12 protein-coding genes are annotated in these 15,854 nt (G+C 72.8%); 4 read left to right on the top strand and 8 right to left on the bottom strand.

Features of this window, described 5'->3' with window-relative positions; translation table 11 throughout:
• From ettA to ICC28_RS37710, 3 genes are read left to right on the top strand one after another with little or no spacing between them, the layout of a single operon-like run.
• A complete protein-coding gene (ettA, locus tag ICC28_RS37720; RefSeq protein ID WP_188293369.1) occupies positions 1-1,665 on the top strand; it encodes an energy-dependent translational throttle protein EttA in 1,665 nt (554 codons plus the stop codon).
• A gap of 6 nt (positions 1,666-1,671) precedes the next feature.
• Positions 1,672-2,085 carry an acyl-CoA thioesterase gene (locus ICC28_RS37715; protein WP_188293368.1) on the top strand — a complete coding sequence of 138 codons (414 nt, stop codon included), beginning with the start codon at positions 1,672-1,674 and terminating at the stop codon, positions 2,083-2,085.
• Positions 2,082-2,756 (top strand): hypothetical protein, encoded by a 675-nt coding sequence (locus tag ICC28_RS37710; protein WP_188293367.1) that lies wholly within the window; start codon positions 2,082-2,084, stop codon positions 2,754-2,756. The genes ICC28_RS37715 and ICC28_RS37710 overlap by 4 nt, the downstream gene beginning before the upstream one ends.
• Before the next feature lie 21 nt (positions 2,757-2,777).
• On the opposite strand, the gene ICC28_RS37705 is transcribed toward ICC28_RS37710, so the two are convergent.
• The gene (locus ICC28_RS37705) at positions 2,778-3,191 is read right to left on the bottom strand and encodes a globin (RefSeq protein ID WP_188293366.1); all 414 of its coding nucleotides are present in this window, start codon (positions 3,189-3,191) and stop codon (positions 2,778-2,780) included.
• Between the two features lie 131 nt (positions 3,192-3,322).
• On the opposite strand from ICC28_RS37705, the gene ICC28_RS37700 reads away from it, so the two are divergent.
• Positions 3,323-4,306 carry a methyltransferase domain-containing protein gene (locus tag ICC28_RS37700; RefSeq protein ID WP_188293365.1) on the top strand — a complete coding sequence of 328 codons (984 nt, stop codon included), beginning with the start codon at positions 3,323-3,325 and terminating at the stop codon, positions 4,304-4,306.
• 395 nt (positions 4,307-4,701) lie between these two features.
• Here the strand turns inward: ICC28_RS37700 and ICC28_RS37695 are convergent, their stop codons facing one another.
• From ICC28_RS37695 to ICC28_RS37665, 7 genes are all read right to left on the bottom strand, one after another.
• Entirely contained in the window at positions 4,702-6,168 is a 1,467-nt protein-coding gene (locus ICC28_RS37695) for an FHA domain-containing protein (protein ID WP_188293364.1), read from the bottom strand.
• A 104-nt stretch (positions 6,169-6,272) separates the two neighbouring features.
• Positions 6,273-7,619 (bottom strand): vWA domain-containing protein, encoded by a 1,347-nt coding sequence (locus tag ICC28_RS37690; RefSeq protein WP_188293363.1) that lies wholly within the window; start codon positions 7,617-7,619, stop codon positions 6,273-6,275.
• A 102-nt stretch (positions 7,620-7,721) separates the two neighbouring features.
• The gene (locus tag ICC28_RS37685) at positions 7,722-9,074 is read right to left on the bottom strand and encodes a PP2C family serine/threonine-protein phosphatase (protein ID WP_188293362.1); all 1,353 of its coding nucleotides are present in this window, start codon (positions 9,072-9,074) and stop codon (positions 7,722-7,724) included.
• Positions 9,075-9,077: 3 nt separating this feature from the next.
• Positions 9,078-11,564 carry a serine/threonine-protein kinase gene (locus ICC28_RS37680; RefSeq protein ID WP_188293361.1) on the bottom strand — a complete coding sequence of 829 codons (2,487 nt, stop codon included), beginning with the start codon at positions 11,562-11,564 and terminating at the stop codon, positions 9,078-9,080.
• Between the two features lie 22 nt (positions 11,565-11,586).
• Positions 11,587-12,918 carry a hypothetical protein gene (locus tag ICC28_RS37675; RefSeq protein WP_188293360.1) on the bottom strand — a complete coding sequence of 444 codons (1,332 nt, stop codon included), beginning with the start codon at positions 12,916-12,918 and terminating at the stop codon, positions 11,587-11,589.
• 68 nt (positions 12,919-12,986) lie between these two features.
• Positions 12,987-14,045: a glutamate ABC transporter substrate-binding protein gene (locus tag ICC28_RS37670; RefSeq protein WP_188293405.1), complete on the bottom strand. Its 1,059-nt coding sequence runs from the start codon at positions 14,043-14,045 to the stop codon at positions 12,987-12,989.
• Positions 14,046-14,062: 17 nt separating this feature from the next.
• The gene (locus ICC28_RS37665; protein ID WP_188293359.1) at positions 14,063-15,523 is read right to left on the bottom strand and encodes a hypothetical protein; all 1,461 of its coding nucleotides are present in this window, start codon (positions 15,521-15,523) and stop codon (positions 14,063-14,065) included.
• Between the last annotated feature and the right edge of the window lie 331 nt (positions 15,524-15,854).

Raw genomic sequence — 15,854 nt, 5'->3', positions numbered from 1 at the left:
TTGGCTGAGTTCATTTACACCATGCGCAAGGCGCGCAAAGCGCACGGCGACAAGGTGATCCTCGACGACGTCACCCTGAACTTCCTGCCGGGGGCGAAGATCGGCGTCGTCGGTCCGAACGGTGCCGGCAAGTCGACCGTGCTGAAGATCATGGCGGGGCTCGAGCAGCCCTCCAACGGCGACGCGTTCCTGTCTCCCGGCTACAGCGTCGGCATCCTCATGCAGGAGCCGAAGCTCAACGAGGAGAAGACGGTCCTGGAGAACGTCCAGGAGGGCGTCGCCGAGATCAAGGGCAAGCTCGACCGGTTCAACGAGATCGCCGAGCTGATGGCGACCGACTACTCCGACGCGCTGCTCGACGAGATGGGCAAGCTCCAGGAGGAGCTCGACCACGCCAACGCCTGGGACCTCGACGCCCAGCTGGAGCAGGCCATGGACGCGCTGGGCTGCCCGCCCGGCGACTGGCCCGTGGTCAACCTCTCCGGCGGTGAGAAGCGCCGCGTCGCGCTGTGCAAGCTGCTGCTCGAGGCGCCCGACCTGCTGCTCCTCGACGAGCCCACCAACCACCTCGACGCCGAGTCCGTGAACTGGCTGGAGCAGCACCTCGCCAAGTACGCGGGCACCGTCGTGGCCATCACCCACGACCGGTACTTCCTCGACAACGTCGCCGAGTGGATCCTGGAGCTGGACCGCGGCCGCGCCTACCCGTACGAGGGCAACTACTCCACGTACCTGGAGACCAAGCAGACCCGTCTCAAGGTCGAGGGGCAGAAGGACGCCAAGCGCGCCAAGCGCCTCAAGGAAGAGCTGGAGTGGGTCCGCTCCAACGCCAAGGGGCGGCAGGCCAAGTCCAAGGCCCGTCTCGCCCGGTACGAGGAGATGGCCGCCGAGGCCGAGAAGATGCGGAAGCTGGACTTCGAGGAGATCCAGATCCCGCCGGGCCCGCGGCTGGGCAACATCGTCGTCGAGGTCAACAACCTCAACAAGGCCTTCGGCGAGAAGGTGCTCATCGAGGACCTTTCGTTCACGCTGCCGCGCAACGGCATCGTCGGTGTCATCGGCCCGAACGGCGCCGGCAAGACCACCCTCTTCAAGATGATCCAGGGTCTGGAGACCCCGGACTCCGGCACCATCAAGGTCGGCGACACCGTCAAGATCTCCTACGTCGACCAGAGCCGCGAGAACATCGACCCGAAGAAGACGCTGTGGGCGGTCGTCTCCGACGAGCTGGACTACATCAACGTCGGTCAGGTCGAGATGCCGTCCCGCGCGTACGTCTCCGCCTTCGGCTTCAAGGGCCCCGACCAGCAGAAGCCCGCCGGCGTGCTCTCCGGCGGTGAGCGCAACCGCCTCAACCTCGCGCTCACCCTCAAGCAGGGCGGCAACCTGCTGCTTCTCGACGAGCCGACCAACGACCTCGACGTGGAGACCCTCTCCAGCCTGGAGAACGCGCTGCTGGAGTTCCCCGGCTGCGCCGTGGTCGTCTCCCACGACCGGTGGTTCCTGGACCGGGTGGCCACGCACATCCTCGCGTACGAGGGCGACTCCAAGTGGTTCTGGTTCGAGGGCAACTTCGAGTCGTACGAGAAGAACAAGATCGAGCGGCTCGGCCCGGACGCCGCCCGTCCGCACCGCGCCACCTACAAGAAGCTGACCCGGGGCTGATCGGTCTTGCGGCACATCTACCGCTGCCCGCTGCGCTGGGCGGACATGGACGCGTACGGCCACGTCAACAACGTGGTCTTCCTCCGCTACCTGGAGGAAGCCCGTATCGACTTCCTGTTCCGCCCGGAGAAGGACTTCAAGCAGGGGTCCGTGGTGGCACGCCATGAGATCGACTACAAGCGGCAGCTGGTCCACCGGCACACGCCCGTGGACATCGAGCTGTGGGTCACGCAGATACGGGCCGCGTCCTTCACCATCGCCTACGAGGTGAAGGACGACGACCTCGTCTACGTCCGCGCGTCGACGGTGATAGTGCCGTTCGACTTCGAGACGCAGCGGCCGCGCCGGATCACCTCCGAGGAACGGGAGTTCCTGGAGGAGTACCGGGACGACGACGAGGAGGAGGCCGTCGCCGCATGACGGTGCTCCATCTCGCCGACGAGGGGGAGGCGGCGGACCTCGCGGCCTTCCTCTCCCGGCTGCTCCACTACGACCGTGGAGCCGCGGTGCGCCTCCAGGCGGCCGGCACCGCACTCGCCGTCTTCGGACGGCCGCCCTCCTTCGAGGTGCTGGCGATCCGCACGGCCCGGCTCGCCAAACCGTACGAGAACGGCCTCGACGTCACGCTGGACGTGACCGTCTCCGCCGGTGAGCTGCTGGAGGCCGTGGACGAGGCAGCGGCCACGGCCGTGGTCCCGGCCGCGGTCACCGGCCCGCCGTGGGCCGGGGTGCTGCCGCCGCGCGGCGGCTGGCGGGCCGAGCCGGGCCTGCCGGCGCCGGACGCCCTGCGGGCCATGGTCGGCGCCGGGATCGCCGAATTCCGTTCCCGTACGCAGGAGTTGCCGCCCGAGCGCCGTACCCGGACCGAACTCGACCGCGTCGGCCGGGAGATCTGGTCCCGCACGGTGGGGGAGACCCGGCTGCCGGTACGGGCCGTGCACGCCGCCCAGTCGCTGGGCTTCCTGCGCGCGCCCGACGACACCCCCCTCGGCCTGTTCTCGTCGGGCGCGTGGCTGCGGCTGCGCAGCCCCTACGGATCGATCGCCGTGCGTACGGCGGGGCTCGGGGCGTTGGGCGTCAGCGTTCGCTGAGCGGCCCGCCGCGCCGCCGGATCAGCCCTCGGTGTTCACCATCGACGCCGCCGCGTACGTCAGGTAGTTCCACAGCGTCCGCTCGTGCTCCTCGGACAGGCCGAGTTCGTCGACGGCGTCCCGCATGTGCTTCAGCCAGGCGTCGTGGGCCGCGCGGTCGACGGCGAAGGGCGCGTGGCGCATCCGCAGTCGCGGGTGGCCGCGGTTCTCGCTGTACGTCGTCGGACCGCCCCAGTACTGGATCAGGAAGAGGGTCAGGCGCTCCTCGGCGGGGCCCAGGTCCTCCTCGGGATACATGGGCTTCAGGATCGGGTCCTCCGCGACACCCTGGTAGAAGCGGTGGACGAGGCGGCGGAAGGTCTCCTCCCCGCCGACCTGCTCGTAGAAGGTCTGCTCCTGAAGCGTGCCGCGCCGAATCTCATTCACGCTCCCCATGGTCTCAGACGGCAGGACCGAGGACTCAAGGCTTAGGACCGCCGCGGCGATCATGGCCGTAGGACGGGAGGATTCCGGTTCGGCCGGCGCCGGCACTCGCCTCGCGTCGCCTCGCGCAGGACAGTGGAGTCATGAGCGCACACGCGCCGGACAAGGAACTGGGCGACCTCGCCGCGCAGGCGCGGGCGGAGCTGGTGCGCGAGATCGACCGCAGCGGGGTCTGGGACGAGGACCCGGTGTGGCGGGAGGCCTTCGCCGCGGTCCCGCGCCATGTCTTCGTGCCCTTCTACTACGTCGGTGTCAGGGGCGGCCACGAGCGGCGCTGGGGCGAGAGCCCCGACCCTGCGGCCCGGGAGCGCTGGGTGCGCGGGGCGTACGCGGACGTGCCGCTGGCCACCCGGATGCGGGACGGGGAACTGGTCTCCTCCAGCAGCCAGCCCTCGCTCATGGCGATGATGCTGGTCGCGCTCGGCGTGCGGGACGGTGACCGGGTCCTGGAGATCGGGGCCGGTACGGGCTACAACGCCGCCCTGCTGGCACACCGGCTCGGCGACGACGACCTCGTCACCACCATCGACCTGGAGCCGGAGATCACCGAGACGGCACGGCAGCACCTGGCCGCCGCCGGCCACCACCCCGTGGTCCTCACCGGCGACGGCACGCGCGGCGCCCCGGAGCGCGCGCCCTTCGACCGGATCATCGCGACCTGCACGCTGCCGTCGATTCCACGCGCCTGGCTCGCCCAGTGCCGGCCGGGCGCCCGGATCCTGACCCCGCTCGCCACCGGCCTGGTCGCCCTGACCGTCCACGCCTCCGGGCAGGCCGAGGGCCGCTTCCTGCACACACCCGCCTACTTCGTCCCGCTGCGCGGCGCCGACCGCGCCGAACCGGAACCGGCGCCCCTCGGCGGAGTCCCGCGCCGGGCCAGGGAGGACGACCTGTTCCGCTTCCTGCTGGCCCTGACCCAGGCCAGCCTCGACCCGCAGGAGGCGTACGCCCTCTGGAACCGCGAGAACATACCGGGCCGCGAGCGCTACGGCATCACCGTCAGCGGCGACCGCGAGTGGGCGTGGCTGGACGACCCGGAGGGGCCGTATGTGTGGCCGCTGGGGTGAGGTGGGGGCAGCCGAGTGGGGGCGCTGGGGTGAGGTGGAGGCCGCAGCCGTGCGGGGGCGGTGGCGTGAGGTGGGGTGGTTGCCGGGTGGCTGGTCCGGTGAGCGGGGGCGCGGGGCGCTGCGGTGGGGTGAGGGGGCCCGTGCGGGTGGCGCGGGGGCCAGGCGGGAGGCGCGGAGGTAGGGCGGGGGCCTGTGCCCGGGAGGCCGTTCCGGCGAGGGGGAGTGGGGGCGCTGGGGTGAGGTGAGACGCAGGCGTGCGGGGGCCACCGGGGTGGCCGGGTGGTCGGTCCGGCGAGCGGGAGCGGGGGCCGCTGCGGTGGGACGACGGGCGGCTGTGGGGCTGGTCGCTGTGGTGGGGCCGGGGGGTCGCACGACACCCCGGCCCCACCCGGGGCTCAGCCCCGGCGGACGGTGATTGTCGTCCAGGCGCCGACGTGGACCCGGTCGCCGTCCTGGAGCGGTACCGGTACGAAGGGCTGGATGGGGTCCTCGGAGCCGTTGACCGTCGTGCCGTTCGTCGAGTTCTGGTCGACGACCGCCCAGGAGCCGTCCGGCTGCTGCACCAGCACCGCGTGCTGGTGCGAGACGCCCGGGTCCTCCGGCGGCACCGACAGGTCGATGTCCGGGGTCTCGCCGGTGGAGTGGCGACGGCGGCCGATCGTGAGCTGGTTGCCGGTGAGGGTGCGCTGCTGCTCCGGCGAGTACGCGGGCAGGTTCAGGCCCGCGGCCTCGGGGCCGGAGCGCTGCATCATCGCCATGAAGTACTCGCGGTCCGGTCCGATGGTCGCCGTCCAGGTCGCCGGCTGCTGCGGGAAGGCGGGGCCGGGCGGGGGCGGCGCCTGGCCGGAGCCGGGCTGCGGATAGCCGTAGCCACCGCCCTGGGCCGGGCCGGGGCCGCCGGGACCGCTGGGTCCTCCAGGGCCGCCGGGCGCGGTGGACGACGGGGGCGAGATCACCCAGTCGTCGTCACCGCCGCCGAAGGACGGGCCGCCGGGCTGCGGACGGTTCGTCTCCTGCGGGAAGCCGGGCGGGGCGGACGGGCCGGAGGGGGACTGGAACGCCTGCGGAGCGCCACCGGCCGCACCAGGGCCGGGCGGCGGCGGAGGCGCCTGCCGCGAGGGGTCGGAGCCGAAGCCGGAGGGGCCGTTGGCGCCGGGTCCGCCCGACGTGCCGGGGCCGCCGAAGCCACCAGGTCCACCAGGCCCACCGGGTGCGCCCGGACCGTTGGGCCCGCCAGGCCCGCCGAACGCGCCAGGTCCACCCGGGCCGCCCTGACCGCCCGGACCACCGGGACCGCTCGAACTGCCGCGGCCACCGCCCGGACCATCAGGCCCGCCAGGCCCGCCGAAGGCGCCGGGTCCCCCCGGACCGCCCGGCCCCGCAGGCGTCGACGGGTCCGCGCCGAACGGCGGAATCGGTTCCGCGGGCCGGTTCACCTGGGAGGGGCGGGAGCTCTGGTAGTCGAAGGAATCGCCGCCGCCGCCGTAGGAGGGGCCGGGGGGCTGCTGGAAGCGGGCGGCCGGGCTGGGGGCCGGGGGGCGCGGGGCGGCCGGGGTGTACGAGGTCGCCGTGTTGGTGAGGAAGTTCCACCGGCACTCCTCGCAGAACGGCGCACCGCCCTCGCGGGGCGTGCGGCACTGCGGGCAGAGCTCGGGCTCCGGGTCCGGTACGGCGGCCAGGTGCGGCCGGGCGCCGGGCTGGCCGGCGGGGCCGCCCGGCGCACCGGGCGGCGGGAAGCCGTAGCCACCGCCCGGGGGCGGCGGCGGGGGCGGGGGCGGAGGTACGGCACCGGCCATGCGGTGACCGCAGACCTCGCACCAGTCGTCGGAACCCGACTGGTGTCCGTTCGGGCAGGTCGGCATGTCGGCGCTTCCCCCTTTCCTTTCCAGCCGGTATGGCCGGATTTCTCCCACCCCAAGGGGTCGGGCTCGCTCACCACTACGGCAGTACTACGACAGTTCTCTGGTCACTTCTTTACACGAACAGTCTTTGTCGACCGGGTTTCGAGAGTCATCTCGTCGGCCTCCTCGACCTTCGCCTTCAGTCGCACAGTACCTGTCGCCGCGTCGACCACGTCCACCACCTTCGCAAGGAGTTTCGCCGTATCGGCGTTTCCGGAGGCGCTGGCGAGCTGAACGGCCCGGCCCAGTTTGGCCGTTGCTCCGTCCATATCTCCCGCTTTGCGTAGATCCAGCCCTTGCTGGATGGCCTGTGCCAGTTCGGCCTGGCCGGTGTAGTGCGCGACTTGGGGATTGATCGATGTCGACGCGGCCATGTCGTCCGTCCAGACGGCCCTCACCAGGCCCTGGGCGCCGAGGTTCTGGACGCTGCCCCCGGGCTGCGGGATGACCAACGAGACCCGGGCGGCCAGCATCTCCTGGCCGAGGCCGGCGGCCGGGACCTCGACGCAGACGTGGTAGTCACGGGACTCGTCTCCCCAGGAACCCGTGGGGTAGTCCCCGGCGCGCGGACCGGCCTCGGTGCGGCGGTCGGTCAACTCCTCGACCGTGGGCGCGACTTGCTTGACGAACCGGATGGTCGTGCCGACCGGCGTCCACACCCGCAGGGCGACGTCCGCGACCTCCTTGCCCATCGCCGTCTCCATCATCTGCGTGAAGTCGGCAGCGAGACCGGCCGGGTCGGCGACGATGTCGGCGGTGCCGAGCAGCGCGGAGGCGATCGCTGTGACTTCTTTCACTTCCCAGTCGGTGCCCACACCACGGGCGTCGCAGGTGAAACGCCCCGCGCAGGAGTCCAGCGCCGCGCGCAGGTCCTGCGGTGACTCGTGTTCATTGCGGCCGTCGGTGAGCAGGATCCCGTGGCGGATGGCGACGTCCGCGCCGGACAGCAGCCGGTCCGCGAGCCGCAGCCAGGTGCCGATGGCCGTACCGCCGCCCGCGCTGAGCTTGCGCAGCGCCTGCTTGGCCTGCTCGCGGGTGGTGGCGTCGGCGACCGCGAGGCGGCCCGTGCCCGGGTAGACCTCCTTGGCCACATGGGTGCCGCCGATCACCGCGAAGTGCACCCCGTCGCGCAGGGTGTCGATCGCGGCGGCCGTGGCGTCGCGCGCGTTGCGCATCTTGGTGGGCGGGTAGTCCATCGAGCCCGAGCAGTCGACCATGATCGCCACGGCCGCGGACGGGCCCTGTCCGGGCGTGTAGAGGTGGGGTGCCGCGACCGCGCTACCGATCGTGCCGCCGCCGGTCGCGGTGACCGTGACGATCGCGTTGACCTCGCGACCGCCCTCCGGCAGGTACTCGTTCTGGTAGACGTCCATCGAGAACTGCGGCACGTTCGACTTCGAGAAATTGGCCATGCCTTCTCTGATCCCCCTCGGAAACCCCGCCGGAGCGGGGGTACGGCTGTCGGCGGACCGGTCCCCTCCGGTCCGTTGAGGCTGCGTCCCGCGCGAGGCCTCTCAGGCCGATCCTGCCCCCGTCTGCGGGGCCGGGAACGGCAGGACGGCCACTGTTACGTTGTCGTGGCCCCCGCCGTCGAGCGCGTGACCGACCAGAACCTGGGCGCAGTGCAGCGGGCGCACGGCGGCGTCGAGGGGCACGGCCTCGGCCATCTCCCCGGCCGTCTCCGCGTAGTTCCACAGGCCGTCCGTGCACACCACCACCACACCCGGCCGGTCCGGCTTGAAGGACGCGGTGTGCGGCTCCAGTTCGTAGGCGTCCGCGCCGAGCCAGCCGGTGATCGCGTGGGCGCGCTCGTCGGCGTAGGCCTCGGCCTCGTTCATCAGGCCCGCGGCGACCATCTGTGCGGCCCAGGAGTCGTCCTCGGTGAGCCGGGCCGCGGGGGCGCCGCGGTCCACCGGGACCCAGTAGACGCGGCTGTCGCCGACCCAGCCGACGACCAGCAGCCCGGAGGTGATCACCGCGCCCACGATCGTGCAGGCGGGGGCGTTCTGGTGCGGGGCGTGCTCGCGCGCGGTGGCCGGCTCGCCCGCCAGCGCGTTGACCGCGCGGGAGGCGGCGACGATCGCCTCGTGCATGGCCTGCTGCGGGTGCGTGCCGAGCGGCAGGGAGGCCAGCAGGGCGTCGCTCGCCGCCCGGGACGCGGCCAGCGAGGCCTCGTCGGGGCGGGTCGCCGAGGAGACGCCGTCGCAGACGATCGCCAGGGCCGCGGACGAGCCGTCGGGCAGGGCGGCACAGCCCACGGCGAACGCGTCCTCGTTGCGGTGGTGACGCAGGCCGCGGTCGCTGACGGCGGCCACCGGGCCGAACTCCTGCTCCATGTGGTCGCGTTCGCGCGGCTGGGCGTGGCCGCAGTTCTCGCAGTAGCCGTCGTGGTCGACCCGGCCGGCCCGGCAGGCCACGCACACCTTGGCGGGCTCGGCCGCGGCGGGCTGCTCGGCGGCCATGCGCGGGTCCGGCGCCTGGAGCGGGTACTCGTCGGGCTCCGGGGCGCGGTCGAAGCGCACACCGGAGGACGGCGCGTGCCCGGCGCGCTCGCGGCCGTCCGACTCCACGCCCTCCAGGTCGGTCGGCAGATGCACCGCCGGCGGGGTGCCCCAGCCGTCCGGCTCGGAGGCCGACGGCCAGGCCGGGCCGCCGGCACCGGGCGCGGCCGTGCCGTTCACGGCGGCCGGCGGGTCGGCCAGGGCGGCCGACGGGTCGGTCAGGGCGATCGTCGGGTCGCCGTCCGGCCGTGCGGGCACGGCGGACAGGTCGTATCCGCACGCACCGCAGAAACGGTCACCCGACTGCGGCGGTTCACCGCAGCTCGGGCAATTCGACAGAGTGGCCTGCTGAGGCATCTGCGACATCAACTACACCCACGTCCGGGGGCGGTAACGGTTGGCACGTTCCACCAGGTCGATCCTCTCCTCGCCGCCCCGTGCGAGCCGGGCCAGCGTGCGGTACGAACGCTCCAGGCCGAAACGCAGTCCCCGCTCGTCCAGGCCACTGCCGAGCAGCGACCGTTCGCCGGTGCCGGGAGGGACGGCATCCCGGCCACCGGAGAGTATCCAGTCCAGCGCGCAGCCGAGCACCTCCGCCGCCAACTGCTCGCGGCGCGCCGGGTCCAGACCGTACGCATCCAGCGCCTCCACCTGCCCGGCCGCCGCGGTCAGATCCTCCAGGAACGGTACGTCACCGGCGACCGCGGTGCGCTGCCGCAGCCGCGCCCGGACGGCCGCCACCCGCGCGGCCGTGTAGTGGATGGAGGACTCCGGCACCGACTCCAGCGTCGCCACGGCGGCCCGCCGGTCGCCGGTCGCGAGCTGGACGCGGGCCAGGCCGAACGCGGAGCTCACGAAGCTCGGGTCGGTCGCCCAGACCAGGCCGTAGTACTCGGCGGCGTTGTCCAACTGGCCCAGTTCCTCCGCGCACAGGCCGAGCGCCAGCTTCGGCCCGGGCTCGCCGGGGAAGGCGTCGTAGATCGCGTCGAAGGCCAGCGCGGCGCCCTCGTGGTCGCCGGTCACCAGCGCGGCCACGCCCCGGTACCAGACGACCCGCCAGTCGTCGGGCCGCTCCGACTCCAGGCGCAGCAGGGCCTCGTGGGCGGTCGCCGCGTCGCCGTTCTCCAGCCAGGCGCGGACCTGCCGCAGCCGGGTCTCGGTCGACGGGGCCGGTGCCGCGCCGAGCGCGCTCAGCAGCTCGGCCGGCGCGGACGTCATCAGGCCCGCCAGGAAACCGGCGTTGGGGTCGCTCGGGTCCACGTGCGGGACGGGCAGGGCGAGGGCGGCGGCCGGTGCGTCGACGGGCTTGACCAGGCTCGCGGACGCGGCGGGGGCCGTGCCGTCACCGCGTCCGCCCGTCCTCCGCGCCCCGAGGCGTGACACCTCCCCGTCCAGCCGCGGGAACAACTCCGTGTCCGTGACCTTCACTTCGGGCCCGAACAGGGGCGACAGCGCCGGGCGGGGCCGGCCCGTCTGGAGCGAGACGACCTCGCGCAGGACGCCCGTCAGCTGCTCCGCCATCTCCTGCGCGGAGGCGAACCGGCGGGCCGGGTCCGGGTCCGTGGCCCGGACCAGCAGCCGGTAGAAGGACTCGTAGCGGCGGAAGACCTCGATGCTGTCCGGGTCGGGAAGGGAGTCCACGAAGACGTTCGTGTACCCCTGGAAGTCGAAGGTCAGCACGGCCAGCGTGCGCGCGACCGTGTACAGGTCGGACGCCACCGACGGGCCGACCTCGGCGACCTCCGGCGCCTGGTAGCCCACCGTGCCGTAGATGGCCGACTCCTCGTCGTCCATCCGGCGCACCGCGCCCATGTCGATCAGCTTGAGCTGGCTCTCGGTCTGGATGGCGTTGTCGACCTTGAAGTCGCAGTACAGCAGGTTGCGGCTGTGCAGATGGCCGAGCGCCTCCAGGGCCTCGATGCCGTACGCGCACGCCTGCTCCACCGGCAGCGGATCACGCTTGCCGTCCGCCCCGCGGCGGCCGTTGGCGATCTCCTTCAGCGACTTGCCGCCGACGTACTCCATCACGATGTACCCGTCCAGCGACCCCGTCCGCTGGTCGAGGTGCTCGACGAAGTTGTAGATCCGCACGATGTTGGCGTGCTCGATCTCGGCGAGGAAGCGCCGCTCGGAGATCGCGGCGGCCATCGCGTCCTGGTCACCGGTGTCCAGCAGGCCCTTGAGGACCACCCACCGGTCGGAGACCGCGCGGTCCACGGCGAGGTAGATCCAGCCCAGCCCGCCGTGCGCCAGACAGCCCACGACCTCGTACTGGCCGTGCACCACGTCCCCGGACCTCAGCTTCGGGACGAAGGAGTACGGGTGACCGCACTTGGTGCAGAACCCCTCCGTACGGCCCGGCCGGTCGCCGCGCGCCCGCCCCACCGGAGCACCGCAGTCCGAACGCGAGCAGAACCGCTTGCGCTCGGGCACCTCCGGGTTCTCCAGCACCATCCCGCGCGGGTCCGGCCGCGGCACGTCCGGCACCTCGACCAGGCCCGCCCCGAGCCGGCCCCGCCCCGAGGAGGACGCCGCCGAGCCCGAGCTGCGCACCGACACCGAACGGCCGGTGGAACGCCCCGACAGCGAGCGCGAGAGCCGTCCCGACACCGAGCGGCGCGACTTCGACGACTGCGAGGACGTACGCGAACTGCCGCGGCTGCTGGAGCGTGAACTTCCGCTGCCCGAACCGCCCTTGCCGCCGCCCGTCACCCCGGTGGAGGACGAGCCGACCATGCGGTTGGTGGCGACGACCGGGGCCAGACCGCAGGTGTCGCAGTACAGTTCGCCGCCGCCCACGTCCTCGTAACGGCCGTCGCAGCCGGGCCGCTGGCAGGTCTGCTGTGCCTGACTCATGTCGCTGTACCCCCCAAGTCGCTCACGCGCCCGGCCCCCTGTGGTCCTCCGGCGCGCCCTGCCCCGGCACGCGCGGGGCGGCCAGCAGTTCGGCGGCCGCCTGCTGGTAGCGCAGCACGGCCTGTTCGGCGACGCGCAGGTCGCAGGGGGCGCTCCACAGCATGCGGCGGGCCGCGTCGTACCGCTCGATCAGGAACGGGTCCTCCGCGAGGCCGTGCCGGGCCACCTTCGCCTTGTACGCGTCCAGCCGCCCGCGCAGCTCGGCGCGGACCGCCAGGGGCGCGGTGACCGCGGTCAACGACTCGCGGGCGCGCAGCAGTTCGTCCTCAGCCTTCTGCTCCAGGGACTCCAGCAGCGGCGACAGCCGGTGCCACTGGGCGCGTCTGCGGTACTCCGCGGCCGTCGCCAGCTGCTCCTGCAGCACGGTCGGCGGGCCGCTGACCACCGGCACCTCCGTGGCGGCGATCTTCGCCAGGACCTCGCCGCGCGCGGTGCGCGCCTCGGCCAGCGTGCGGTCCGCGCGGGAGAGCACGTCCCGCAGCTTCACCAGCCGCGCCTCGGCGTCCTGGCGGACGGTCAGCACGGCGTCGATCTCCCGGCGTACGTCCTCCAGGGCGCGCGCCTCCCGGTCGTAGACCGTGGTGTCCGGCTTGCCGCCGCCCGGCGCCGAACTGCCCGATGCGGGACGCCAGAACGCCAGCGGGTCGGAGACCACCTGCTCGCGCAGGTGCGTCAGCGTGCGCGTGATGCGCTCCAGGTCGTCGCCCGAGGGGTGCTCGCCCGGGCGCACGCCCACGGAGTGCGCCAGCTTGCGGGTGCGCTGCAGCTCCGCGGCGAGTAAATCGATCCGGGCGGGCAGTGCCGACCACACCGCGTCGGCGGCGACGACCATGTCCAGGCTCGTCGCGTACAGCTCGTTCATCCGGTCCACCAGGGTGACCAGCGAGAACCGCTCGCTGAGCTTGCCCGAACCGCCGTGCAGCGTGGGCGCGTTGGCGGTGGCCGTGGCGGAGCCCGCCACCGTCACCGACTCGCCGCGCAGCAGCTCGGTCAGCTCCACCAGGTCCTCGCGGCTGGACCAGCGGCGGCGGGCGCGGATCTCCCGCGCGCTGCGCAGCGCGTCCGTGTACGCGTCGAAGTAGGCCCACAGCAGCGTGATGGAGGCCTCCGTGGCCGTCCAGCGCTCCTTGGTGACACCCGTCAGCTCGGCGCCCTCCAGGAGTCTGCGGCCCGCGTGGTCCTGGAGGGCGAGGAGCGAGGTCTCGATCGCCTCGTGCTCCGCGCCGAGCCGCGCCAGCGCACGGTCCACCTCGTCCCGGTCCATCACCGGCCCGGGGGGTCCCGTGACGCCCATCGATCACCTCTCGCTGCTGTGTTGTGTGCCTGGGGTGGGGTGTTGGTCGGTGTTGATCGGTTGTCGGTTCAGCTCTTGCGGAGGTACTCCGGTGCGGGGGGCTCCGACTCCGCCGCATCGGCTCCCAGTGTCGCCGAAAGCCAGGTGTCGTACGACGCCTGCCAGCCGCCCGAGGTGTCCCTGCGGTACTCCACCAGGATCTGGTTGACCCGGCGTACCAGATCGTCGGCGTCCTTCTGCATCGCCACGCCGTAGTACTCGGTGGTGAACGCGTCGCCCTTCAGCTCCACCGTCGGGTCCTGCGCGGCCTGGCTCGCGGCGAGGGCGCCGTCGGTCACCACCGCGTCCACCTCGCCCAGTTGCAGCCGCACCAGGCAGTCGAGCTGGTTGGGGACGGTGGTGCCGATGTCGGCGGAGTCCGGCAGGTCGCCGTTCTCCTTCCCCTGCTCCAGGGTCGTGTACGCGGTGGAACCCTCCGCCGAGCAGATCTTGCGGTCGGCGAGCGTCCGGTCGTAGCCGGTGATCTTCGAGGACTTGGCGGCCAGGACCTGCTGGCCGGTCTTGAAGTAGGGGGCGGAGAACGCGACGTCCGCCAGCCGGTCGCAGGTGATCGTCATGGTGCGCACCACCATGTCGACCCGGCCCTCCTGGATCGCCGGGATGCGCTGGTTGGTGGGGATCGCCTTGAACTGGACGGCGTTCGGGTCGCCGAGGATGTCCTCCGCGATGCGGCGCACCAGGTCGATGTCGAAGCCCTCGAGCCGGGCGGTGCCGCTGCTGTTGGGGTTGCGGTAGCCCCAGCGGTAGCTGTTCTGGTCCACGCCGACGACCAGCTTGCGCTTCTCGCCCTGACGGCTCTTGATCGCCTCGATCGTGGGGCCGTCCGCCCGGGACGGGGACAGCGTCTGCTTCTCCGGGGCCGTGCATTCCTCCGCGGCGCGGGTCCGGCTGCCCTGCGTCACCTTCTCGCCGGTGCCGGTGCCGGTGCCGGTGCCGGTGCCGCCGTCGCCGGAGGACGGGATCAGCGGCAGCAGCAGCGCGAGGACCACCGCCAGGGCGCACACGGCCGCCATGGCGCCCACTCCGCCCCAGCCCTTCAGACTGGCTTTCAAGCGTCGCGCGTGCATGGTCGTCATGCCCCCTCTCACCGGTACTCCGACAGCCTGCGGCCGATGCCCAGTACCGCGCCGGCCGCGGCCAGTACGGCGAGGACGGCCGCGCCCGTCGACAGCCCGGACATCGCGTCCAGGCCGTCGCCGGCCGCCCGCTCGAACTCGGTCGTCTCGTGCTTCAGTGCGGCGGCGAGGTTGGCGTCGACGCTGTCGAAGCACTCGCCGGTGGTGCCCTTGGCGCCGATCACCTTGTCCAGCGCCTGCTGGTACTCGCCGTTCTCGTCCTCCGCGCGGGCCGCGGCGTGGCGCTTCTTCCACTCCGTCATGTTGCCGACGGCCGCGGTGACGGGCTGCTCGCCCGGGGCGTCGTCGGCGAGCTTCTCGGCCTGGGCGAGGCCCTTGCCCAGGGTCTCCATGTCCTGCGTGAAGTCGTAGTCGTAGGCGTCGAAGGTCTCGTCGCCGACCTTCTTGGTCTCGGCGCCGCGGGAGACCAGGGTGAGGTTCTCGTTGCCGCGGGCCTTGAGGGAGGCGATGCGGGCGTCGTGCAGGACGTTGAGCGAGCGCACGCCGTGGTCGTAGGAGTCGTTCAGGCCCGCGCGGGCGACGCTGTGGCCGACGACCAGCCACAGCAGGACGACCGTGGTGGCGGCGGTGGCGGCGACCAGGCCGTGGTTCAGGACGCGGTTGGTGCGGCGGTAGTTGCGGTGCTGGGCCCAGGCGAGGGCGGCGAGGGCGATGACGCCGAGGGCTATCGCGGCCCAGGGGTACGGGGTGGCGTCGCCGTAGTCGGCGCGCAGCCGCTGGTTCTCCTTCTTGTAGAGGTCCTCCGCGGCCGGGAGCATCTCCTGCTGCATCTTCTCGTTCGCGTACCGCAGGTAGGCGCCGCCGACCGGGAAGCCCTGGCGGTTGTACGTCCTGGCCTGCTCGATCAGGCCCTTGTACTCCGGCAGCAGGCGGTTGAGCTTGGCGACGGTGGCGGCGGAGGGGGAGCCGGGTTCGGAGTTGGCCGCGGCGTTGACGAGCTTCGCGGCGGCCGTGCGGATGCCCTTCTCGTAGCGGACGCGGTTGACGCCGGTCTCCTCGCGGCCGGCCAGGAAGCCGCTGGAGGCGGCGGTGTTGGCGTCGGCGAGGGAGCGGTAGATGTCGGCGGCGTCGGAGCTGAGGGGCTGGCTGCGGTGCAGGACGTCGTCGGCGGCGGCCGCGCGGTCGGTGACCTGCCAGGCGGTGACGGCGCCGAAGGTGACGACGAGGAGGGCGAGGACGGCGCCGATGATGCGGAGGCGGCCGGGTTCGGTGGTGGCTGCGGTGCGGAGGCGGTCGGCGCCCTCGGCGAAGGCGGTGCGGCGGCGGGGGGTGGGGGGTGCCGGTGGCGGGGCGGGTGGGGAGGCCGGTGCCGGGGGGTGGGTGCCCTGGTGGTGCTGCGGGGGGACCGACGGCACTGTGGGCGTGCCCGGTCCCGGTGGTGCCGCGCTGCCTTTCGGCGGGTGTGTCACTTTGACCTCCCCCATGGTCATCCGTCGCCCGCAAGTATCGCTGTCGGGACTGACATTCGTCACGGCGGGCCTGTCGGCGGCCTTGCCGTGTCCCGGATCACCCCCTGCCCATGAATACGCCGGGGGAATCGGTTCGGTTCCGGCGGGGGTGTACGGGTGCGTGCGGGCGCGGTGGTTTTTCGCCCCCGCCGCCCCTACCCGTCCCGTCCCCAGGGGCTGCCGCCCCTTCGACCCCGCCCAGGGGGCTCCGCCCCCTGGACCCCGGGCCTTTGCCCACCCACCACCCGACTCGGTGGGTCGAGAGGTCCACCTTTCGGCCCGTTGGAAGCGG

The organism is Streptomyces sp. TRM68416 (assembly GCF_014596915.1).
In the GTDB taxonomy this organism is placed as follows: domain Bacteria; phylum Actinomycetota; class Actinomycetes; order Streptomycetales; family Streptomycetaceae; genus Streptomyces.
The sequence above is the reverse complement of the archived record's forward strand: the minus strand, read 5'-3'. Positions and strand labels throughout refer to the sequence as shown.

Bases quoted from the DNA above. Each gene is read 5' to 3' on its own strand.
- ICC28_RS37710 (WP_188293367.1), top strand. From the start codon at position 2,082: ATGACGGTGCTCCATCTCGCCGACGAGGGGGAGGCGGCGGACCTCGCG.
- ICC28_RS37705 (WP_188293366.1), bottom strand. From the start codon at position 3,191: ATGGGGAGCGTGAATGAGATTCGGCGCGGCACGCTTCAGGAGCAGACC.
- ICC28_RS37700 (WP_188293365.1), top strand. From the start codon at position 3,323: ATGAGCGCACACGCGCCGGACAAGGAACTGGGCGACCTCGCCGCGCAG.
- ICC28_RS37695 (WP_188293364.1), bottom strand. From the start codon at position 6,168: ATGCCGACCTGCCCGAACGGACACCAGTCGGGTTCCGACGACTGGTGC.
- ICC28_RS37690 (WP_188293363.1), bottom strand. From the start codon at position 7,619: ATGGCCAATTTCTCGAAGTCGAACGTGCCGCAGTTCTCGATGGACGTC.
- ICC28_RS37685 (WP_188293362.1), bottom strand. From the start codon at position 9,074: ATGTCGCAGATGCCTCAGCAGGCCACTCTGTCGAATTGCCCGAGCTGC.
- ICC28_RS37680 (WP_188293361.1), bottom strand. From the start codon at position 11,564: ATGAGTCAGGCACAGCAGACCTGCCAGCGGCCCGGCTGCGACGGCCGT.
- ICC28_RS37675 (WP_188293360.1), bottom strand. From the start codon at position 12,918: ATGGGCGTCACGGGACCCCCCGGGCCGGTGATGGACCGGGACGAGGTG.
- ICC28_RS37670 (WP_188293405.1), bottom strand. From the start codon at position 14,045: ATGCACGCGCGACGCTTGAAAGCCAGTCTGAAGGGCTGGGGCGGAGTG.